Source organism: Paraburkholderia sp. WC7.3g (assembly GCF_050436345.1).
GTDB lineage: Bacteria > Pseudomonadota > Gammaproteobacteria > Burkholderiales > Burkholderiaceae > Paraburkholderia > Paraburkholderia podalyriae.
The window spans coordinates 630,721-652,476 of record NZ_JBNDMA010000002.1 but is presented as its reverse complement, the minus strand read 5'-3'; the positions used below and the strand labels follow the sequence as shown (position 1 = coordinate 652,476).

Sequence of the window (21,756 nt, the reverse complement as noted above, 5' to 3'; positions counted from 1 at the left end):
ACCGCGCCGCATCAACCGCGAGGCCCCGTCCCGCCTCGCTGCAAGCCGTTTCTTTTGATGGCAAACTAACCGCCCGTTGCAGGGCCTGGCGGCCTTGGGCGTTTCGTACACACCGACCTCGCGCGGGGTTCGCGCAAGTCAATGGAGAACAGCATGAGCACGACTTCCCGATGGATCGACATCCCCGCCGGCAACGACAGTTTCGGCGGCTACCTCGCGCTGCCGAAGGGCGGCAAGGGACCGGCCGTCATCATCATTCAGGAAATCTTCGGCGTGAACAGCCATATCCGCTCGGTCGCGGACCAGTACGCGCAGGACGGCTATGTCGCGCTCGCCCCGGACGTGTTCTGGCGCGTGCAGCCGCGCGTCGAATTGACGTATGACGGCAAGGATCGCGAAAAGGGCATCGAGCTGATGCAGAAGACCAGGCTCGACGACGCGGTCGCCGACATCGGCGCCGCCGCGGCCGCCTTGCGCGCGCTGCCGGAAGTCACCGGCAAGATCGCGGCGATCGGCTACTGCTTCGGCGGCCGTCTCGCCTACCTGACCGCGGCGGCCGGTTCGGTCGACGCCGCTGTCGCCTATTACGGCGGCGGCATCCACAATCATCTCGACCAAGCCGCGAACGTCAAGGTACCGATGCAGTTCCATTACGGCGAGCTCGACGCGCATATCCCGCCGTCGGACATCGGCCAGATTCAGGAGCGCTTCGCGGGTCGCGCCGACGTGCAGTTCAACATCTACCCGAACGCGGAACACGGCTTCAACTGCTCGGAGCGTGCGTCGTACAACCAGCGCGCGTCCGCGTTGGCGCATGGCCGTACGCTGACGTTCCTCGGCGAGCGGATGTAATTCGCGGGTCCGGCACCCAGCCGGACCCGCCGCGTTGCTCATGTGATCGCACCACGAGTTCGACGCCGCATGCCAACCGACCGCGAGGGCTCAACCGACGTGCAATCCGACTATCTCGCTCATGACGCCATCGGCCTGGCCGAACTCGTGCGCACGCGCCAGGTCAGCGCGCGCGAACTGATCGACGTCGCGATCTCGCGCACCGAGGCCGTCAATCCCGCGATCAACGCGGTCGTTCTGAAGGACTACGATGCGGCACGCCAGCGCGCGTCGCGCGACGACGCGAATCGCGCGAATACCGTCAACGGCGTGAACGGAACGGACGGCTCCGCCGCCCATGCGGCGCTCACCGGCGTGCCCTTCCTGATCAAGGATCTCGGCGCTCCCGTTGCGGGACTGCGCATGGCGATGGGCAGCCGCCACTACCGCCACTTCATTCCGACGCAGGACGCGCCGGTCGTCGCGCTCGCGAAAGCGGCGGGTCTGAATATCTTCGCGAAGACCAGCACGTCCGAACTCGGCCAGATGCCTTATACGGAGCCCGAACTATTTGGCGCGTGCCGCAATCCGTGGAACCTCGATCACACGCCGGGCGGATCGAGCGGCGGTGCGGCGGCGGCAGTCGCGGCGGGCATCGTGCCGCTCGCGCATGCATCGGATGGCGGCGGCTCGATCCGCATTCCGGCATCGTGCTGCGGACTGTTCGGTCTGAAGCCCTCGCGCGGTCGTGTGCCGCGCGCGGCGCCACCCGGCGCCGGTGAGCTCGGCATCGATCACGCCGTGTCGCGCAGCGTGCGCGACAGCGCGTTGCTGCTCGATCTGCTGGCCGGCAACGCCGAGCGGCCAGCCGGCGCGCCCGGCACCTTTCTCGGCGCGACGCGCGAGCCGTGCAAGCCGCTGAACATCGCATACGTGACCGAGCCGATGCTCGCGCCCTCGCTATCGGCCGATGCGCGCGCCGCGCTCGACGACGCCGCGCAACTCGCGAGCTCGCTCGGCCATCGTCTGGAACCGGTGTCGCTCGGCGTCGATTTCGCGGCGGTCCGTCACGCGTTCCTGACGCTGTGGTCGGTGACCGCCGAAGACCTCGTGCTGAACGCGGAACGCATCACCGGCCACAAGCCCACACGCAGCGAGTTCGAGATTTCGACGTGGGCGATGGCGCATGTCGGCCGCAAGATCGGCGAGCAGGGCTTACCGGCCGCACTCGACGAACAGCGCCGCATCACCGAACGTCTGACCGATCTGCTGAACCGCTACGACGTGCTGTTGTGCGCGACCCTCGCGTCCGCGCCGATAAAGATCGGCGAGATGCGGCCGAGCTCCGTCGAGCGCATGCAAATGCGTGCGGTGACGACGATGCCGCTAGAACCGTTGATCAAGAAATTGCTGTTCGAAGCGTCGAATAAGGCGTTCGCGTGGGCCGGCTGCACGGAGCTATTCAACCTGAGCGGCCAGCCAGCGATGTCGGTGCCCTTGTACTGGAACGCACGCGGGCTGCCGATCGGCGTGCAATTCGCGGCGCGTAGCGGCGGCGAGGCGACGCTATTCAGACTCGCCGCGCAACTCGAGGCGGCACGGCCGTGGTTCAACAAGCGTCCACCGTTGATGAATGCGCGGCGCTAACAATCCAGCGGCCCGCTGCAATGAAGTGTTGAAAATCCAGCCCGGCTTGCGCTTCGCGACGTGCGCCGCATGCGGCGCAGAACGCCACGATGCGCGCCGTCACGGGATGCGCCGCGATGTCACCGCGCATCCCGCGGAGAGCCTGCCAGCACGACTCAGGCAGGTTTGATCAGGCCTTCTTGTTATAGGCGCTGCACCACCCCGCGGCCGCGACCTGCTTGCCCGCGAACATCGGGCAGGGGCCGTAGGCGTCGCCCGCCTTGCCCTGAAAGAAGCTGCAGTTGCTGCATTGCTCGCCAGGCGTGTATTTGGCGAATTTCGCCTTATCGACCTTGCTCGCGTCCGACTTGTAGCCAAGCGCCTGCGCGGTCGGATCGGTTTCGGAGAGTTTCGGCGCGTCGGCGAACGCCTGGCGCGACAGCGCGAACGTCGATGCCACACCGATGCTGGTGATCAAAAACGTACGACGGGACGATCTCATGGGGACTCACTCCATTTATATTGAAATCAACGCCGTTCTGACGACAGCGTTCGCCAAGCATAGCAACGAAGCCGTCCCCCGTGAGCATCGAAATGGTAGAGATAAGCGCATTGGTACGATGCAACCGCGACCTCACGCGCGCCCGGCCAGTTCGCAGACCCGCTGCGCGATCGCAAGCGATGCCGTCAGCCCCGGCGACTCGATGCCAAACAGATTGACGAGCCCGCGCACGCCATGCGCGGCCGGCCCCTGAATCACGAAGTCCGCGGCGGGCTCGCCGGGACCCGACAGCTTCGGACGAATGCCGGCGTACGCGGGCTGCAATGCGTCATCCGGCAACGCCGGCCAGTACGCGCGAATCGCCGCATAAAACGACTCCGCGCGACGCGGATCGACGTCGTAATTGATCTTGTCGACCCACTCGACGTCGGGACCGAAGCGCGCCTGACCGCCCAGATCGATCGTCAGATGCACGCCGAGGCCGGCTTCGTTCGGCATCGGATAGATCAGGCGGCTGAACGGCGCGCGTCCCGAGATGCTGAAGTAATTGCCGCGCGCGAAGTAAAGCGGCGGCACGTGACGGGCGTCGAGTCCGCGAATCTTGCGCGCGAGCGCGTTCGCATGCAGACCGGCGCTGTTGATCACGCAGGCGGCGCTGATCGTGCTCGGCGCCGCGCCGCCGACTGTGACGGCGAAGCGGCCGTTGCGCGCCTCGATCGCCTCGACCGGTGCATGGAATGCGCACACGGCGCCGTCGCGCTCGGCATCGCCTTGAAGCGCGAGCATGTACTGATGACTATCGACGATCCCGGTCTGCGGCGAAAACACCGCCTCCACGCATTCGAGCGCCGGTTCGAGCGCCTGCGCCTGATCGCCGGTGACGCGCATCAGGTCGAGCACGCCGTTGTCGCGTCCTTTGGTCATGATGCTTTCGAGCTGCGGAATCTGATTGCGCGACGTCGCGACAAGCAGTTTGCCGCAGCGCGAATGCGGCACGTTGCGCTCGGCGCAGTAGTCATACAGCATTTCGCGACCGCGCACGCACAGCGCGGCCTTCAGCGATCCGCGCGGATAATAGATGCCCGCGTGGATCACTTCGCTGTTGCGTGAACTCGTGCCCACGCCGATCGCGTCGGCGGCCTCCAGCACGATCACCTCGCGCCCGCGCGCCGCCAGTGCCCGCGCCGTCGCGAGGCCGATCACGCCGGCGCCGATCACTACACATTCGATCTGATCCATATCCGTTGACGCGGCCCATTGCGCCGCGCGCTGCCTCGTTCAGCCGATGGAAGGAAGATTGTACGACCCGGTACAGGCGGAGGTGACAAACAGTCGTTCGCGCCGGCCAGGCGATGGCGATGCAAGCTCGCTCGATTTCGCGATCCCCTGCCGAAAACAGAAACAATTGCCCTGGCATTCACCGTACGCACGATACGAATTGCCGATCCGAACCGTCTAAATCGCAGAAAAGCGGGGTTTGACGCAAAAAAATGGCCAAAAACCTTAGAAACCGATCGCTTTTCGCCGATTTCCGTAATCGACGCGGATGTCGGCCGGTTCGATCCGGTCGCGTCCCGCGATGCGTGCCGCGCCGAAACCGTTCAGGATCGCGCGGCGCATCTGGCGCGGCGACGCACGCTTGAGCGCATCGAGCGTCGCATCGCCGAGCGTCTCGGGAAAGCGCAGACCCCAGTTGTGCGCGCCGCGAATCTCATCGTAGATACACTGCGCGATGCGACGCGCGCCTGCGTGGTCCGGCGGCGGGATCTCGTAGACGTTCATGCGGTTGAGGATCGGCTCGGGGATCGCGCATTCGTCGTTGGCGGTCGCGATCCAGATCACGTTGCCCGCGTTGATCGGAATCTCGGCGAACTCGTCGATGAAGCTCTCGGCGGTGTCGTGTTCGAGCAGCGCATAGAGCGCGCCGAGCGGATCGTATTGCGAATCGCCGCTCGCCTTGTCGATTTCGTCGACGGCGATCACCGGGTTCGCGTAGCTGCCGTTCACCAGCGCATCGAACACCTTGCCCGGTTTCGCGTTCTTCCATTGCGACGACGCGCCCGACAGAATCCAGCCCGCCGTCAGCGAACTCATCGCGACGTATTGGTACGCGGTGCCGAGCAGGCGCGCCAACTGCTTCGCGAAATGCGTCTTGCCGATGCCGGGCTCGCCGAGCAGCAGGATCGGCATCAACTCGAGTCGGTCCTCGGTTTCGAGGCAAAGGGCGACCTGCTTGCGGATGTCGTCGAGCGGTGCTGAAAAATTGGGCAGCGCGTCGATCAGATCGTCGATCGACGGCATCCGGTTCGGCTTCACGCAGAAGCGCAGATTGCCGGTTTTCAGCATCTTTTCGTAAGTCGCGCGCAACGCGTCGTTGGCGCCCTCGCCGAGACCGTTCAGCGCGGTTTCGACCTCGTCGAGGTCATACACCCGGCTGAACGAGGCCACCGCGATTTCCTGTTTGACCATTGCTGTCGTCATCGCTCACCCCGTCTGACTGATCCTGCGGCGGCGCCTCGTGGGCACCGGTTCGAGTCCAGTGTAGCGAGGACGTCAACGCGTGCAAGCCAGCAGTCGTGCGGCTCTGCTGCTAACAACCGCTGGCATTCCCGTCCTTTTCTGGAATGTATTGTTGCTGAACCGGCGCGCGCTGACCGTGTCAGAAATCGTTGCGGCCATCGGGGGTAAGATGGCTCTCTAATTGCTACGCCGGGGCAACCACGCAACCGACGCGTAAGCGGAGATCCTTCCATGTGGAAAACCAGTATCGTGGCCATGCTGCTTGGCGCTTCGTTGCTCGCCCACGCGCAACAACGGCCAACGCAGCAGGTCGTGCAATGGCAGTTGCAGGTAGTGAAAGATGGTCAGCAGATCGATTCGTTCGACGGCACCACCACCGTCGGCCAGGCGCGCACGGATACCCATCACCAGGTCGTGCAACACGACGTCGGCTGCAAGGACCAGCCGGCCGGCAGCATCGATCTGTCGCGCACGATCACGGTGTCGCCACTGCGCGTCGATCCCGAGGGCGTGATGTTTTCCATCGACACGCAGGAAACGCTCGAGGACGACAACGCGCGGCGCACCGACATCGGCTGCAAGCTGCCGCCGCAGCCTCGCCAGGTGAGCGCGAGCCACCCGGGTCTCGTCGTGCCGCCCGATCAATGGGCGAGCTGGACCATCGTCGATCACAATCCGAACCTCGTGTACCGCGTGCATGCGACCGTGGTGAGCAACGGTGCGAACAGCAACGGCACGACTGGCGGTATCAGCGGCAATGGCGCCGCGACCGGCAGCAGCAATCCGAACTAGCAGGAACAACGCGCCCTACCGACGCGCTCAAACAGAACACGGGGATACCGCGGCATGCGAAACCCAGAAGAATTGATCCGCGAGAACCTCGCACCAAACGATTTCGTCGCGGTGAGCTGGAACCTGCACAAGGGCCGCACGCCGCTCGGTTTTCAGGCCTGGCAGGCAATGCAGCGCTGGGTTCAATCGACCCACGCGGACGCGTACTTTCTGCAGGAAGCGATGGCGCGGCGCATGCCGGCCCCGGTATTGGCGAGCAGTTTCGGCGCGCCGATCGATGATCCGCTGACCGACGTGTGGCATTGTCAGGCGACCGAGATCGCGCGCTCGCTCGAGCTCGAAGTCGCGCTCGGCCCGAACGTGTTCAAGCCGTCGTGGCGGCACGGCAACGCGATCCTGTCGCCGCATCCGCTCGATCTCGGCGGCCGCTGGGACATCTCCGCGCATCGCTTCGAAAAGCGCGGCCTGCTGGTCGCGCGTGCGACGTTCGGCGGACGGCTCGTCACGCTGCTGTGCGCGCATCTTGCGCTGACGCGCCCGGCGCGGTTGCGGCAGATGAACTGGATCGCGCACTGGATCGCGAAGGAAGCGCCCGACGGTCCGCTGGTGCTAGCCGGCGATTTCAACGATTGGCGCAACGACTCGGTGCCGCTCTTTCGCGAGCACGGCTTGCAGGAAGTCGCGACGCTGCTCGGCGAACCGGCGCGCACGTTTCCGGCGTTCTCGCCGGCGCTGTCGCTCGACAAGATGTTCGTGCGCGGCATGCAGCCCGTCGAGTGGATTCAGCCGACCCAGGAGACCGCGTGGCTGTCCGATCATTTGCCGTACATGGCGAAGTTGCGGGTGGAATGAGCGCTTCTGCTTCTGTTCGTGCGCTGTCCCCAGCGCAAGGTGCGTGCGCGCTCTCACGCTAACTACGCCGTCACTGTCGATGCGGCGTCCAGCTCGACGCCGCTTCGAGCTGTTCCCCCGGCTGCAACACGCAACCACCGGCCTGCTCCCGCAGACCGACCGCGCTGAAGCAATCCGTCGTATTCGTGACCGGCTCCACGCAGAGCTGCGGATCGTTGGCCGGCGCGAACACGACCATGTGGTCGAACGGCGCGTCGGCGCGCATCGTAATCGGCATACGTCGGTTGGAAAGACAGCCCGCCGCACGCTCGCGAGCGAAAACCGTGACGCGTCGCAGCGAGCGTCACGGCGTTCCCGATCTTCGTCCTGTTTTCGCTTATTGACTGTCTTCGCGCAACGTCCAGACTGTCGCCGTATTCGTGTTGTCGTCTACCGCGGTGAACTGCAAGCGACGCTTGCTATCGAGGCCGAAAGCGAGGCCAAATGCGGAGCCCGGCGCAGCGTCGACTGACATTTGGGCGACGAATTGGCCGTCAACGGTGAACTCGACGAGTTCGCTGGGATGTTCCGGGTCGGGGTTGACCGCGTCGCCGTTCGCGGTAACGAGATGCCCGTTGGGTGCGAGCGCCAGCGCAAGTGGACCGTGGAGGTGCTTGTTGTCCTGGTAAATCATCCGGCCGATGCCGCCGTCGTGTTTCGCGGCCGCAGCGCCGTAAATGGCGAACACCGCGTTGTCACCGGTCGAGGCGACGTAAAGCACGTCATGCGATGGGTCGTAAGCCAACCCTGTCGGGCCGACCACGAGCGCCGCCGGATCGGTGCGGTGCACATAGCCTGACGCGATGATGGTCGAACCAGGCAGCATCTGAACGCCATCCTCGCCGATGGCAAGATCGATCCGCGCGACCTTTCCGTTCAACACATCCGAGACGAAGACCCGGACGAATCGCCCCCCGTCGATCACGGTGAGATCCCAGGGGCCGTCCAGCAGGTTGGGATCTTTCAGCTCCTTGACGAGCCCGCCCTGAGGGTTGATGACGAGCAACGAGCCCGGCGCGACGACGTGCTTGCCATCCGTGGTTGGCACATTGCCCACTAGCACGAAGCCGCTTCTTAGCACGGCGAGCGCCGTCGTGAGACCGAGATTGTGTCCCTGGAAGAAAGTCACCGGATCGCTATTGGACACGAGCTTGACGATCGTCGTACCGGTTCCCTGCAGATTCAACTTCGCATTGAAATTCGACACCACCACATCGCCCGGTTTGAGCGTGCTCCAGGACGGCACGCCGGTCGGCACGAACGCCATGCCGTACGGATTGACATCGCCGTTGGCGGGAACGGTCGATGAGGTTACCGACTGCGGCGGCAGAATCGCCTCCTGAGCCTCGGCCCCGACAGTCCCCAACGATAAAGCCAGCAGACCGGCTCGACACACCGCACGACGCACGCAGCGCGATGCGCGTGCCCGTATCACCAACCCGTCGACGCCAGTGTATGAACCGGATGCAGATATCGCACGAGAAGCTTCCATTTGACACCCCCTACTCGCATGGGCGGCCGTAGCCGCCAGGACGAGTCGCGCAGCCACCGCACTGCCTGGTTTCGCGCGACTCGCGTCCTGCGTAAACGAGGCAACGTCTGGCGTATTCCCAAAAAAATCGCGCGGCGTGAACGATGTCGAACCAATGTCGCACGCGAACTATCCCGATGGCGCCGGCCAGGTTGCGCCCCATTTGCCAGTTTTCTCTGCAGGGTCAATGCTGCAGCGCACGCCGCCTTTCGGTATCATCCTGAAATTGTTGTCCGCGCGGCGCGTCGCTTTCGCGCCTGCCGGACAGTCAATGGCAACCACTCTGCGCGGCGTTCGCCGAATCGCCGTACCCCGCTGAAACACGGCCGCACTCACGCCAACGTACTGCGCGGCGCCAGCAAGCCGGTGCCGCCGCTGCCGGTCCGGCGACCCGCTTGACCAGGCTCGACCGCCGCGCCGCGGCCCCGCTCCGGCGGACACGCTAAAATAGCGGATTGCGCGGAAGTCCCGACCACGGATCAGCGCAGCATCGCCCTTGCCGTGCCGGCCGGCTCAGACGACTGGCCGCCTTTGTTTTCGCACTATCCAAGAAGCCATGAGCAACCTGAATTCACAAACCGTCCTGAGCGTCCATCACTGGACCGATACGCTTTTCAGCTTCACCTGCACGCGCGATCCGTCGTTCCGCTTCGAAAACGGCCAGTTCACGATGGTGGGCCTGCAGGTCGAGGGCAAGCCGCTGCTGCGCGCATACAGCCTCGCCAGTGCGAACTACGAAGAGCATCTCGAATTCCTGAGCATCAAGGTGCAGGACGGCCCGCTCACGTCGCGTCTGCAGCACCTGAAGGTCGGCGACGAAGTGCTGATCGGCAAGAAGCCGGTGGGCACGCTGGTGGCCGACAACCTGCTGCCGGGCAAGACGCTGTGGCTGCTGTCCACTGGCACGGGTCTCGCGCCGTTCATGTCGATCATCAAGGATCCGGAGGTCTACGACCGCTACGAGCGTGTGGTCCTCACGCACACCTGCCGCTTCGTCGACGAACTCGCGTACAAGGAATACATCACCGACCACCTGCCGGCGCATGAACACCTCGGCGAGTTGGTGCAGGAAAAGCTGCTGTACTACCCGACCGTCACGCGCGAAGCGTTCCAGAACCGTGGCCGCATCACCGAGTTGATCGAAACCGAAAAGCTGTTCGCCGACCTCGGCGTGCCGGGTTTCTCGCTCGAGGACGACCGGGTCATGCTGTGCGGCAGCCCGCACATGCTGCGCGACACGCGCAAGCTGCTCGAAGACGCGGGTTTCAAGGAAGGCAGCAACAACGAGCCGGGTCATTACGTGGTCGAAAAGGCCTTCGTCGGCTAAGCCGGCATTCCCGCTTCGCGGCCCTCACGCCGCGAATTCCAAAAAGGAGCCTCCGGGCTCCTTTTTTGTTGCTTCGTTACAAATCGGAGCCGGTTACAGGACTTCCGCTGTCAGGATTCTTCTGACAGAACGATCTGATGTAAATATCATGTAATCTCTGAGCATCCTGCGCTAACCCTTGGTGCAACTGCTTTTTTTGTCTTTTTGAGATATGATCGCGCGGCGAGATCAGACGAATCAGTGCATCAATCGTCATCAAGCGGACTTGTTACTGAATGTAAATTTCGTTACCTTGGGCCATCGTGTTTTCGCCCGTCGCCCCGCGCGCTCGACGGCGAGGCGCGAAACCTCGTGATTCGCAGGTTTTCGTGCCGCCTGTGTGCGCCCGCTTCGCTTTCCGCTCCGCTTCCTGAGAGGGAAATTCATGGATACGTCGACTGCCGTCCCGTTCAACGCTGCGCTGGCCTCGTCAGCGCAGCGTGATGGCTTCGACATGCCGTTGCACGCCGCACGCGAGATCGAGCGGCTGCGCGCGCGGGTGCGCGAGCTGTCGGCCGAGCTGGTCGACGCGCAGGAGAGCGTGCGCCGTCACGTCGCGCGCGAGTTGCACGACGGCGTCGGCGCCGAGCTGACCGCGACGCGCTTCGCGCTCGCCGGCATCGAAACCTGGCTGCCCGCCGACGCGTCGTCGCAATGCGCGGCGGCGCTCGCGCTCGCGAACCGTTCGCTCGACGCCGTGTGCGCGGCGAGCCGCGAGGCCGTCGCGCAACTGCACGCGCCGTCGTTCGAGACGGGCGTCGCCGGCGCGCTGAAGTGCTGGGTGCGCGACTTCTCCGCGCGCACCGGCTTGCGCACCACCGTCACATGCAGCGACGACGCGCGGCTCGCGCGCCTGCCCGCCGACGCGGCGCTCGCCGTATTCCGCGTTGCGCAGGAAGCGCTGAATAACGTCGCCAAGCACGCACGCGCGACGTGCGCCGACGTACGCATCGAAACGGGCGCGCGTCATCTCACACTATTGATCGGCGACGATGGCATCGGCCTGCCGCGCGGCACGCGCGAACGCGGTGGCCAGAAAAAATCAGGCGGCCATTTCGGCCTCGCCGGCATGCACGCGCGCTGCGTCGCATTCGAAGGCACGCTGCGAGTCAGCGCCAGGCGCGCGAGCGTTGGTGCTGTCGAGGCCAGCGGCAGTGGCAGCCAAGGCGCCCCCGCCTGGCGCGGCACGCTGATCCAGGCTCGCTTTACGTGGCATGCGCTGCTGGCGGCCACCGCCGCGCCGCGCGCCGCCCGGCGCGCACTGCAATCGTGAGCCCGCGACCATGAGCCTGCGCATCCTGATCGTCGAAGATCACGCGGTGGTCCGCCAGGGCGTTCGCCAGTTGCTGCTCGATCGCGGCGTCGCGCGCGAGGTCGCCGAGGCGCAAAACGGCTCCGAAGCGCTCGATTCGGTCGTCCATCAGAACTTCGACGTCGTGCTGCTCGACATCTCGCTGCCCGACATGAATGGTGTCGAGGTGCTCAAGCGCCTGAAGCGCAAGGCGCCGCGTGCGGCGGTGCTGATGTTCTCGATGTTCCGCGAGGACCAGTACGCGGTGCGCGCGCTGAAAGCCGGCGCGTCCGGCTATCTGTCGAAGACGGTCGACGCCGCGCAGATGATCGGCGCGATCCAGCAGGTCGCCGCGGGCCGCAAGTACGTCAGCCCCGAGATGGCCGAGGCGCTCGCCGACTATGTGTCGTTCGACGGCGAGCAGTTGCCGCACGAAAAGCTGTCCGATCGCGAATACCAGACGCTGTGCATGCTCGCGTCGGGCAAACGGCTCACCGATATCGCGGCCGCGCTGTCGCTGTCGGTGAAGACGGTCAGCGTGTACCGCACGCGGCTGCTCGACAAGATGAAGCTGCGCAACAACGCCGAGCTGACGTTTTATGTGATGAGCAACCGCCTCGTCGATCTGAATCCCGCGATGGCGGGCTAGGCCAGCAAACCTCGAACCGTGGCGCACGCGAACGGAGAGAGTCCCTCCCCGTTTGTCGCTCATCCGGTAAAAGCTTGACTTCCGCACCGCCCCGGCACCGCAAGACCACCAGGAAGCCCGTCCGGACGGGAGTTTCCGCCCATCGCCTTGGCCCACGAAGCGCCGCCGCGAACTAGCTCGGCCGCACGCATCCGCTAGAATTGCGGGTTTTCCCGACATTCGGCGCGCAACACGCGTGCACCACTGGAGACCCACGCCAATGTCCCTGTTTCGCAAAAAGAGCGTCGAGCACATGCTCGCGGCGAGCGCTCAGACCGCCGGCCTGAAAAAGGCGCTCGGCGCGCTCGACCTGACCTTCCTCGGCGTCGGCGCCATCATCGGCACCGGTATCTTCGTGCTGACCGGCACGGGCGCCGTGCAGGCCGGCCCCGCGTTGATGATCTCGTTCGTGATCGCGGCGATCGCCTGCGGCTTCGCCGCGCTCGCTTACGCCGAATTCGCGTCGACGATTCCGGTCGCCGGTTCGATCTACACGTACTCGTACGCGACGCTCGGCGAGCTGGCCGCGTGGATCATCGGCTGGGACCTGATGCTCGAGTACGGGCTCGCGACCTCGGCGGTGTCGGTCGGCTGGTCCGGGTATCTGCAGTCGCTGCTGTCGGGCTTCGGCGTGTCGCTGCCGATGGCGCTGAGCGCGGCCCCCGGCGCCGTCCCGGGACACGAAACGCTGTTCAACCTGCCCGCCTTCCTGGTCATGATGGCCATCACCACGCTGCTGTCGCTCGGCGTGCGCGAGTCCGCGCGGATCAACAACATCATGGTCGCGATCAAGGTGGTCGTCGTGCTGCTCGTGATCGCCGTCGGCGTGTTTCACGTCACGCCGGCCAACTGGCACCCGTTCATGCCCCACGGCTGGAGCGGCGTGTTCGGCGCCGCCGCGGTGATGTTCTTCGCGTTCATCGGCTTCGACTCGGTGTCGTCGGCGGCGGAAGAAGTGAAAAACCCGAAGCGCGATCTGCCGATCGGCATCATCGCGTCGCTCGGCGTGTGCGGGGTGCTGTATGTGGCAGTGGCCGCGGTCGTCACCGGCATCGTGCCGTCGGAGAAGTTCATGGGCATTTCGCATCCGGTGTCGTACGCGCTGCAGCTCGCGGGGCAGAACTGGGTCGCGGGCTTCATCGATCTCGGCGCCGTGCTCGGCATGCTGACCGTGATTCTCGTGATGGCCTATGGTCAGACGCGCGTGATCTTCGCGATGTCGCGCGACGGCCTGCTGCCCGCGAAGCTGTCGAAAGTCCATCCGCGTTTCGCGACGCCGTTTTTCACGACGTGGCTCGTCGGTCTCTTCTTCGGCCTGATCGGCGCGCTGGTGCCGCTCAATGTGTTGGCTGAACTGATCAATATCGGCACGCTCGCGGCGTTCTCGATGGTGTCGATCGCGGTGCTCGTGCTGCGCAAGACGCACCCCGAGCTGCCGCGCGCGTTCCGTTGCCCGGGCGTGCCAGTCGTGCCGGTGCTCGCGGTCGTATCGTGCCTGTTCCTGATGCTGAACCTGCAAGGCATCACGTGGGCCGCGTTCGTGATCTGGCTGCTGATCGGCATGGTCGTCTATTTCGGCTACTCGCGCCGTCACTCGAAACTGGCAAAGTAATGCGCCGTTTCGACGAGGCCACGCCAACGCGCTGAATGCTCGCGAGCACGGCCTCGCTTTCCGCTGATCTATCGATGCGCCCCGTCATGCTCTGCAGACGGGGCGCATGTCGTTGCGGCGGCCCATTGCGTGGCCGCGAGTTTTGTCTTCGTGCGTTCGCGCGCGCCGGACACACTTCCCCTCATAGCGCGCTCACGCGATTTGTGCTTTACTTTTCGGCAGACCTATAAGACCCGCAGCACCCTCGTCGGACCTCGCGAATCGCAGTCAGCACGCAGTCGAAGCAAAGCAGGGGCAACATCAATCACAGGTCCGGTCTCACCCACAGCAACTATCTTGCATGGGATCGTGGTCTGCGCCGAGGCGGGGATCGATACGCCGAAGCGCCCGCTCCGATCAATTAAGGAGACAGCTTCATGGCGATCAGCATCAGTCTGACGGTCAATGGCGCGCCCGTGAGCGCCTCAGTCGACCCTGGCACCTTGCTTGTCCAGTTCCTGCGCGATCAACTCCGTCTGACCGGCACCCACGTCGGCTGCGATACGGCGCAATGCGGCGCCTGCACCGTGCATCTGAACGGCCGCGCGATCAAGTCCTGCAACATCCTCGCCGCGCAAGCCGACGGCGCCGAAGTCACGACCATCGAAGGGCTCGCGCACAACGGCGCGCTGCATCCGATGCAGGCCGCGTTCAAGCACTGCCACGGTCTGCAATGCGGCTTCTGCACGCCTGGCATGGTGATGAGCGCGGTGTCGTTGGTGCAGCGTCAACCCGATCTGACCGGCGACGACGTGCGCGAGCAGCTCGACGGCAATCTGTGCCGCTGTACGGGCTATCACAACATCGTCAAGGCCGTGCTCGAAGGCGCCGCGGGTATGAAGTCCGCCGCATCGAACGCATCTGCCGGCGCGAATGCCGCCGGCGCCACCGCCGCCTGAGGAGCCGACGATGAACGCACCCGATACCCCGAGCCTGATCGGCGCCGCCGTCGAACGCAAGGAAGACTATCGCTTCCTGACCGGCAAAGGCCAGTACACCGACGACATCGTGCTGCCGCAGCAAACCTACGCCGTGTTCCTGCGCTCGCCGCACGCGCACGCGAAGATCAGAAGCATCGACACGAGCGCGGCCAAACAGTCGCCGGGCGTGGTCGCGATCTTCACCGGCGCGGATCTCGCCGCCGACAACGTCGGCGGACTGCCGTGCGGCTGGCTGATCCACAGCACTGATGGCAAGCCGATGAACGAGCCGCCGCATCCGGTGATCGCGCATACGAAAGCGCGGCACGTGGGCGATCAGGTCGCGCTCGTGATCGCCGACTCGATCAAGGCCGCGAAAGATGCGGCCGAGTTGATCGACGTCGACTACGACGTGCTGCCGGCCGTCGTCGATACCGCGCATGCGGCCGACCCAGGTCAAGCGGCGGTGCACGACGAAGTGCCCGACAACGTCTGCTACAACTGGGGCCACGGCGACAAGGCCGCGACCGATGCCGCGTTCGCGAAAGCCGCGCACATGACCACGCTCGACATCGTCAACAACCGCCTCGTGCCGAACGCGATCGAACCGCGCGCGGTCAACGCGAACTATTCGGCGCAGGACGACAGCTACACGCTGTATGTCGCCAATCAGAATCCGCACGTCGAGCGGCTGCTGATGGCCGCGTTCGTGCTGTCGCTGCCGGAATCGAAGCTGCGCGTGATTGCGCCGGACGTCGGTGGCGGCTTCGGCTCGAAGATCTTTCTATACGCGGAAGACGTCGCGCTCACGTGGGCATCGAAGAAGATCGGCCGGCCGGTCAAATGGACCGCCGAGCGCTCCGAGGCCTTCCTCTCCGACGCGCACGGCCGCGATCACGTGACCAAAGCCGAGCTTGCGCTGGACGCCGACGGCAAGTTCCTCGCCATGCGCGTGCATACAATCGCGAACATGGGCGCGTATCTGTCGACGTTCGCGTCGAGCGTGCCGACGATCCTGTACGCGACGCTGCTCGCCGGGCAATACGCAACGCCCGCGATCTACGCGGAAGTGAAGGCGGTCTTCACCAACACCGTTCCCGTCGATGCGTATCGCGGCGCGGGCCGGCCGGAAGCGACGTTCGTCGTCGAGCGTCTGGTCGAAGCCGCGGCGCGCGAGATGAAACTAGACCCCGCGGAAATCCGCCGCCGCAATTTCATCACGCAATTCCCGTACGCGACGCCGGTCGGCCTCACCTACGACACCGGCGACTACAACGCGATCCTGTCGCGCGCGCTCACGCTCGCCGACGTCGAGGGCTTCGCCGCACGCCGGCAGGAATCCGAAAAGAACGGCAAGCGACGCGGCCTCGGCTACTCGTGCTACATCGAGGCATGCGGTCTCGCGCCGTCGAACATCGCGGGCGCGCTCGGCGCGCGCGCGGGCCTGTTCGAAGTCGGCCAGATTCGCGTGCACCCGACCGGTTCGGTGACCGTGTTCACGGGCTCGCATAGCCACGGCCAGGGCCATGAGACGACCTTCGCGCAGGTGGTCGCGGATCGCCTCGGCATTCCGCTCGAAAGCGTCGAGATCGTGCACGGCGACACCGGCCGCATCGCGTTCGGCATGGGCACGTATGGTTCGCGTTCGATCGCGGTCGGCGGCTCGGCCATCTCGAAGGCTCTCGACAAGATCGAAGCAAAGGCGAAGAAGATCGCCGCGCATCTGCTCGAAGCGTCGGCTGAAGACATCGAGTTCAAGAACGGCGTGTTCCGCGTCACAGGCACCGACCGCACGAAGGCGTTCGCGGAAATCTCGCTCGCGGCGTACGTGCCGCACAACTATCCGCTCGACGTGCTCGAACCGGGGCTCGAGGAAAGCGCCTTTTACGATCCGACCAACTTCACGTATCCGTCGGGTGCGTATATCTGCGAGATCGAGGTCGATCCGGACACCGGCGTCTCCCGCATCCAGCAGTTCACCGCGGTCGACGATTTCGGCAACGTGATCAATCCGATGATCGTCGAAGGCCAGGTGCATGGCGGGCTCGCGCAAGGCATCGGCCAGGCGATGCTCGAACGCTGCGTGTACGACAACGACAGCGGCCAGCTGCTGTCCGGCTCGTACATGGACTACGCGATGCCGTATGCGTCCGACCTGCCCGACTTCACGGTGGAGACTTCGAAGGGTACGCCGTGCACGCACAATCCGCTCGGCGTCAAAGGCTGCGGCGAAGCGGGCGCGATCGGCTCGCCGCCGGCCGTGATCAACGCGATCATCGACGCGCTCGCGCCGCTCGGTGTGACCGCTCTGCAGATGCCGGCCACGCCGCATCGCGTGTGGTCCGCGATTCAAGCGGCGAAGCAAGTCTGACCCAACGATCCTGAGCGGAGCATTCGACATGTATTCATTCGAGTATCAACGCGCGACGGATCCGCAAGCGGCCGCCGCAGCCCTCACCGCCGACAGCGAAGCGAAGTTCCTTGCCGGCGGCCAGAGCCTTCTGCCGACGATGCGCCTGCGTCTCGCGCAGCCGTCGCAACTGATCGACGTGACGCGCATTCCTGCGCTCAAGACCGTCACCGTCGACGCCAACACGGTGACGATCGGCGCGGCCGTCTGTCACGCGGACGTCGCCGAGCACGCGCAAGTGCGACGCGTGTTGCCCGTGCTCGCGGAGCTGGCCGCGAATATCGGCGATCGCCAGGTGCGCGCGCTCGGCACGATCGGCGGCTCGCTCGCGAACAACGACCCGGCCGCGTGCTACCCGGCCGCGGCGATGGGCCTCGATGCGACGATCGTCACGGACCGGCGGCGCATCCCTTCGGCCGATTTCTTCGTCGGCATGTACGAGACCGCGCTCGCGCCCGACGAACTGATCGTCGCCGTCGAGTTTCCAGTGCCCGAGCGCGCCGCGTACGAGAAATTCCGCAATCCGGCTTCGCACTTTGCGCTGGTCGGCGTGTTCGTCGCGAAGGTCGCGAGCGGCGTGCGCGTCGCGGTAACGGGGGCGGCGTCATCGGTATTTCGCGTTCCCGAGCTCGAAAGCGCGCTGTCGGCGAACTTCACCCCCGACGCGGCACGCGCGGTCAGCGTGTCGCCCGACCAGCTGAACGACGACATGCACGCGAGCGCCGCGTATCGCGCGCATCTGATTCCAGTGCTGGCCGCGCGCGCGGTCACGAAGGCAAATGCCTAGCGATTCGCGCTGAGCCGCCCGGCTTGCCGCGCGCACACCACGGCGCGCGCAAGCCGGCTTCGCTCACTTCGCGAGCCGGCGCGAGCGTTTGACGTCAGCCTCGCGTCCTATCCGTTCTTCACTCGCGCTACGCTTTCGCCACGGCCTGTCGCGCAGATTCAGGAGCACCATGCAACCGGCTTCGATCGACGACACCCTCGCCCAACTCGCCGCCCAACGCTATTTCGCGAGCCGCGAGCTCGCGACCGCGCTGTATCTCGCGCTACGCATGGAGCGGCCGCTGTTCGTCGAAGGCGAGCCGGGCGTCGGCAAAACCGAGCTCGCGAAAGCGGCGGCCGGCATGCTCGGCACCACGCTGTTGCGCCTGCAATGCTATGAAGGCCTCGACACCGCGAGCGCGCTTTACGAATGGGACTACCCGCGCCAGATCATGGCGCTGCGGCTCGCCGAAGCGAGCGGCGAGCGCCCCGATAACGACACGCTATATCGTGGCGAATTCCTGCTGAAGCGTCCGCTTCTGCAGGCGTTGATGCCCGACGAAAATCATCCCGGCGCGCGGCGCGTGCTACTGATCGACGAAATCGACCGCGCCGACGAACCGTTCGAGGCGTTCCTGCTCGAACTCCTGTCCGACTTTCAGGTATCGATTCCCGAATACGGCACCGTGCATGCGACGCAGCCGCCGCTCGTCATCATGACGTCAAACCGCACGCGCGAAGTGCATGACGCGTTGAAGCGCCGCTGTCTGTATCAATGGATCGGCTATCCGGACCGCGAGCGCGAACTGGAGATCGTCGCCGCCCGCGCGCCGCATACGTCGGCGCAATTGCAGCGGCGCGCGGTCGACTTCGTGCATCGGCTGCGCGGCATGGATCTGTTCAAGGCGCCCGGCATCGCCGAGACGATCGACTGGTGCCGCGCGCTCGAAGCGTTGTCGGTCACGGAACTCGATCCGCAATCGGTGCGGAACACGCTCGGCGTGCTGCTCAAGTATCAGGACGATCTGGCGCGCGTGGATGCCGCGCAGATCGCGAAGTGTCTGTCCGAGTGAGGATCGTTGACATGACGAACGAAACCGGCTCAGGCACGCACGACGACACGAACCGGCACGCTGCGCCCGTGCTCGCGCGCAACGTCGTTCATTTCGTGCGCGTGCTGCGCGGCGCTGGCCTGCCGATGTCGCCCGCGCAGGCAGTCGACGCGCTCGCCGCGTTGCAGTGGATCGACCTCGGCCGCCGCGACGATGTGCGCGCCGCGCTCGCCGCGCTGCTCGTCACCGCGCCCGACGAACACGAGCTCTTCAATGCCGCATTCGATCTGTTCTGGCGCGACCCCGATTGGGAAGGCAAGCTGCGTGCGCTGATGCTGCCGAAAGTACGCGACGGGCTGCCACCGCCGAAGCGCAACAACCGTCTCGCCGATGCGCTCGCGGTACGCATGCCGGCGTCGCCGCATCTGAATGCGCCGCAGGAAACCGAGCAGCACGAGCTGCACGCGCAACTGACGTTCAGCGCGGAGGAGCGGCTACGTCATCGCGATTTCGATACACTGAGCGCCGACGAATGGCGCACGCTGCGTCACCTGATTCGCGGCCAGCGGCTGCCGCTCGCAACCGAGCCGACCCGACGCCTGAAGGCGGCGTCGCACGGCACCCATGCGGACCTGCGCGCGAGCGCCCGGCATGCGGTTCGCGCCGGCGGTGACTGGACCGTGTGGAAGTATCGCGCGATGGTCGAGCGCAAGCCGCCGCTCGTGCTGCTGCTCGACATTTCCGGCTCGATGAGCAACTACTCGCGCGCGGTGCTCTACTTTTGCCACGCGTTGTTGCAGTCGCGCGAACGTCTGCAGGTGTTTCTGTTCGGCACGCGGCTCACGAACGCGACGCGCGCACTGCGCGAACGCGACCCGGACGTCGCGATCGCGACGCTCAGCGATCAGGTGGCCGACTGGTCGGGCGGCACGCGCATCGGCGCGGCGCTCGCCGAGTTCAACCGACGCTGGGCGCGTCGCGTGCTCACCGGTCGTGCGACGGTGCTGCTCGTCACCGACGGTCTCGATCACGAAGCGATCGACGTGCTCGAAACCGAAATGGCGCGGCTCGCACGCTTCGCGCATCGCATCGTGTGGCTCAACCCGCTGCTGCGGTTCAGCGGCTTCACTCCGAAAGCGCGCGGCGTGCAGGCGATCCTGCCGTATGTCGACGCGCACCGTCCGGTTCATAATCTAGACAGTCTCGCAGCGTTCGGCCGAGATCTCGCGCAGCTGACGCGCGCGCCTCGCCGCACCATCACCGCGACGACACTCGCAGGAGCAACCTCATGGAATTGAGCGAAATTCATACGCTGCCGGTCGCGCAGCAGCAAACGTGGGACGCGTTGAACGACACCGAGATTCTGCGCGCCTGCATCCCCGGTTGCGAAAGCATCGACCCCGACGGCGAAAACGCGTACCTGGTCACGCTGAGCGCGGCGGTCGGACCGGTCAAGGCACGCTTCAAGGGGCGTATGCAACTGACCGATATCGACGCGCCCAACACCTACACGATCGTGTTCGAAGGCCAGGGCGGCGCCGCGGGTTTTGCCAAGGGCAATACGCAGGTCACGCTCGAAGCCGACGGCGACGCCGCGACGAAGCTCTCCTATACCGCCAACGCGCTGGTCGGCGGCAAGCTCGCGCAGATCGGCTCGCGGCTCGTCGACGGTGCGGCGCGCAAGATTGCCGGGGAATTTTTCAGGCGCTTGAGCGCCCAGCTCTCGGGCGACAATAGCGTCGATCAAGCGGCGGACGGCGACGCCTCGGCCGAAACCGCAGCCGCAGCCGAAGCCGAAGCCGCGTCCGCGTCTACGCAAACAGAATCGAACGAGGCCGCGGACGCAGAGTCCGGCGGCGAAGCAAAGAAAGGGAAGAAATCATGGAAAGCGTGGATCTCGAAGTTCTGAAAACCAGCGCCCGCTGGCTGGAGGACGGACATCGCGCGCTCCTCGTGACGGTCGTGAAGACGTGGGGCTCGTCGCCGCGTCCCGAGGGCGCGATGCTCGCGGTGCGCGATGACGGCCTCGTGGTGGGCTCGGTGTCGGGCGGCTGCATCGAGGACGATCTGATCGATCGCGTACGGCAACGGGGTATCGAGCAGACGCACCCGGAAGCGGTGAAGTACGGCATCACCGCCGAGGAAGCGCATCGCTTCGGGTTGCCGTGCGGCGGTACGATCCAGCTCGTGCTCGAACCGTTGACGCGGCAAAGCGGCATCGCCGAGCTGTGTCACGCGGTCGAAACTGGCCGGCTCGTCGCGCGCGAACTCGACATGACGACGGGCGAAGCACGGCTCGACAACGCGCAGGCGACCGACGGCGTGCATTTCGACGATGAGCGTCTGTTGACGATCCACGGTCCGCGCTACCGGATGCTGGTGATCGGCGCCGGGCAGTTGTCGCGCTACCTGTGCCATATCGCGGTGGGGCTCGATTATCAGGTGACGGTCTGCGATCCGCGTGAGGAATATACAGAGGAATGGGATGTGCCCGGCACGAAGATCGTCCGCACGATGCCGGACGACACCGTGATCGACATGAAGCTCGACGAGCGCTGCGCGGTCATCGCGCTGACGCACGATCCGAAGCTCGACGATCTCGCGCTGATGGAAGCCTTGAAGACGCCGGCGTTCTATGTCGGCGCGCTCGGCTCGCGCCGGAACAATCAGGCGCGGCGCGAGCGCTTGAAGGAGTTCGATCTGAACGAAGCCGAACTGGCCCGTTTGCATGGACCTGTCGGCATCTATATCGGCAGCAGGACGCCGCCTGAAATCGCGGTGTCGATTCTGGCCGAGGTGACGGCGGCGAAAAATGGCGTGTCGCTGCCGACGCTATTGCAGGTCGAAGGCGCGAAGGCTGCGCGGGAAATTGCGGCGTCGGGTGGCGCCGCTTGCAGCGCGTAGCCTGGCGCCGGCGCGC

General features: G+C 65.3%; 19 protein-coding genes and 1 pseudogene. 15 read left to right on the top strand and 5 right to left on the bottom strand.

The window, feature by feature from the left end:
* Positions 1-153: 153 nt before the first annotated feature.
* Both OKW43_RS14515 and OKW43_RS14510 read left to right on the top strand, forming a co-directional pair.
* Positions 154-852: a dienelactone hydrolase family protein gene (locus tag OKW43_RS14515; RefSeq protein WP_187632295.1), complete on the top strand. Its 699-nt coding sequence runs from the start codon at positions 154-156 to the stop codon at positions 850-852.
* Between the two features lie 69 nt (positions 853-921).
* The gene (locus OKW43_RS14510; protein WP_429448048.1) at positions 922-2,478 is read left to right on the top strand and encodes an amidase; all 1,557 of its coding nucleotides are present in this window, start codon (positions 922-924) and stop codon (positions 2,476-2,478) included.
* A gap of 169 nt (positions 2,479-2,647) precedes the next feature.
* Here the strand turns inward: OKW43_RS14510 and OKW43_RS14505 are convergent, their stop codons facing one another.
* The 3 genes from OKW43_RS14505 to OKW43_RS14495 form a co-directional block, all read right to left on the bottom strand.
* On the bottom strand, positions 2,648-2,959 hold the full coding sequence (locus OKW43_RS14505) for a high-potential iron-sulfur protein (protein ID WP_187632297.1): 312 nt from the start codon (positions 2,957-2,959) through the stop codon (positions 2,648-2,650).
* A 132-nt stretch (positions 2,960-3,091) separates the two neighbouring features.
* Entirely contained in the window at positions 3,092-4,198 is a 1,107-nt protein-coding gene (locus OKW43_RS14500; RefSeq protein ID WP_429448045.1) for an NAD(P)/FAD-dependent oxidoreductase, read from the bottom strand.
* A gap of 264 nt (positions 4,199-4,462) precedes the next feature.
* Positions 4,463-5,440, bottom strand: a complete 978-nt coding sequence (locus OKW43_RS14495; RefSeq protein WP_429448043.1) for an AAA family ATPase — start codon at positions 5,438-5,440, stop codon at positions 4,463-4,465.
* A gap of 270 nt (positions 5,441-5,710) precedes the next feature.
* On the opposite strand from OKW43_RS14495, the gene OKW43_RS14490 reads away from it, so the two are divergent.
* Both OKW43_RS14490 and OKW43_RS14485 read left to right on the top strand, forming a co-directional pair.
* A complete protein-coding gene (locus tag OKW43_RS14490; RefSeq protein ID WP_429448041.1) occupies positions 5,711-6,271 on the top strand; it encodes a hypothetical protein in 561 nt (186 codons plus the stop codon).
* A gap of 54 nt (positions 6,272-6,325) precedes the next feature.
* Positions 6,326-7,123 carry an endonuclease/exonuclease/phosphatase family protein gene (locus OKW43_RS14485; protein ID WP_187632301.1) on the top strand — a complete coding sequence of 266 codons (798 nt, stop codon included), beginning with the start codon at positions 6,326-6,328 and terminating at the stop codon, positions 7,121-7,123.
* A gap of 70 nt (positions 7,124-7,193) precedes the next feature.
* On the opposite strand, the pseudogene OKW43_RS14480 reads toward OKW43_RS14485, so the two are convergent.
* Positions 7,194-7,394, bottom strand: a pseudogene (locus tag OKW43_RS14480) (aldose 1-epimerase); the annotation flags it as partial.
* Between the two features lie 105 nt (positions 7,395-7,499).
* Positions 7,500-8,654 (bottom strand): hypothetical protein, encoded by a 1,155-nt coding sequence (locus OKW43_RS14475; RefSeq protein WP_429451674.1) that lies wholly within the window; start codon positions 8,652-8,654, stop codon positions 7,500-7,502.
* 595 nt (positions 8,655-9,249) lie between these two features.
* Here OKW43_RS14475 and OKW43_RS14470 point away from each other — a divergent pair.
* The 11 genes from OKW43_RS14470 to OKW43_RS14420 all read left to right on the top strand — a co-directional run bounded on the left by OKW43_RS14470 (position 9,250) and on the right by OKW43_RS14420 (position 21,740).
* Entirely contained in the window at positions 9,250-10,020 is a 771-nt protein-coding gene (locus OKW43_RS14470) for a ferredoxin--NADP reductase (RefSeq protein ID WP_187632303.1), read from the top strand.
* A gap of 424 nt (positions 10,021-10,444) precedes the next feature.
* Positions 10,445-11,332: a sensor histidine kinase gene (locus tag OKW43_RS14465; RefSeq protein WP_429448038.1), complete on the top strand. Its 888-nt coding sequence runs from the start codon at positions 10,445-10,447 to the stop codon at positions 11,330-11,332.
* Between the two features lie 10 nt (positions 11,333-11,342).
* Positions 11,343-11,999, top strand: a complete 657-nt coding sequence (gene rqpR / locus OKW43_RS14460; protein ID WP_187632305.1) for a response regulator transcription factor RqpR — start codon at positions 11,343-11,345, stop codon at positions 11,997-11,999.
* 259 nt (positions 12,000-12,258) lie between these two features.
* Positions 12,259-13,650: an amino acid permease gene (locus OKW43_RS14455; RefSeq protein ID WP_429448036.1), complete on the top strand. Its 1,392-nt coding sequence runs from the start codon at positions 12,259-12,261 to the stop codon at positions 13,648-13,650.
* Between the two features lie 416 nt (positions 13,651-14,066).
* Complete coding sequence (locus OKW43_RS14450) at positions 14,067-14,588, top strand: (2Fe-2S)-binding protein (RefSeq protein ID WP_187632307.1); 522 nt, start codon at positions 14,067-14,069, stop codon at positions 14,586-14,588.
* 10 nt (positions 14,589-14,598) lie between these two features.
* On the top strand, positions 14,599-16,980 hold the full coding sequence (locus tag OKW43_RS14445) for a xanthine dehydrogenase family protein molybdopterin-binding subunit (protein ID WP_429448034.1): 2,382 nt from the start codon (positions 14,599-14,601) through the stop codon (positions 16,978-16,980).
* A gap of 28 nt (positions 16,981-17,008) precedes the next feature.
* Positions 17,009-17,806: an FAD binding domain-containing protein gene (locus OKW43_RS14440; RefSeq protein WP_187632309.1), complete on the top strand. Its 798-nt coding sequence runs from the start codon at positions 17,009-17,011 to the stop codon at positions 17,804-17,806.
* 169 nt (positions 17,807-17,975) lie between these two features.
* Positions 17,976-18,857: an AAA family ATPase gene (locus OKW43_RS14435; protein ID WP_429448031.1), complete on the top strand. Its 882-nt coding sequence runs from the start codon at positions 17,976-17,978 to the stop codon at positions 18,855-18,857.
* Between the two features lie 11 nt (positions 18,858-18,868).
* Positions 18,869-20,134, top strand: coding sequence for a vWA domain-containing protein (locus OKW43_RS14430; RefSeq protein ID WP_429448029.1), 1,266 nt, complete (start codon positions 18,869-18,871; stop codon positions 20,132-20,134).
* Entirely contained in the window at positions 20,125-20,745 is a 621-nt protein-coding gene (locus OKW43_RS14425) for a CoxG family protein (RefSeq protein WP_187632312.1), read from the top strand. Before OKW43_RS14430 ends, OKW43_RS14425 begins: the two co-directional genes overlap by 10 nt.
* Positions 20,718-21,740 carry an XdhC family protein gene (locus OKW43_RS14420; RefSeq protein ID WP_429448027.1) on the top strand — a complete coding sequence of 341 codons (1,023 nt, stop codon included), beginning with the start codon at positions 20,718-20,720 and terminating at the stop codon, positions 21,738-21,740. Before OKW43_RS14425 ends, OKW43_RS14420 begins: the two co-directional genes overlap by 28 nt.
* Positions 21,741-21,756: the final 16 nt, after the last annotated feature.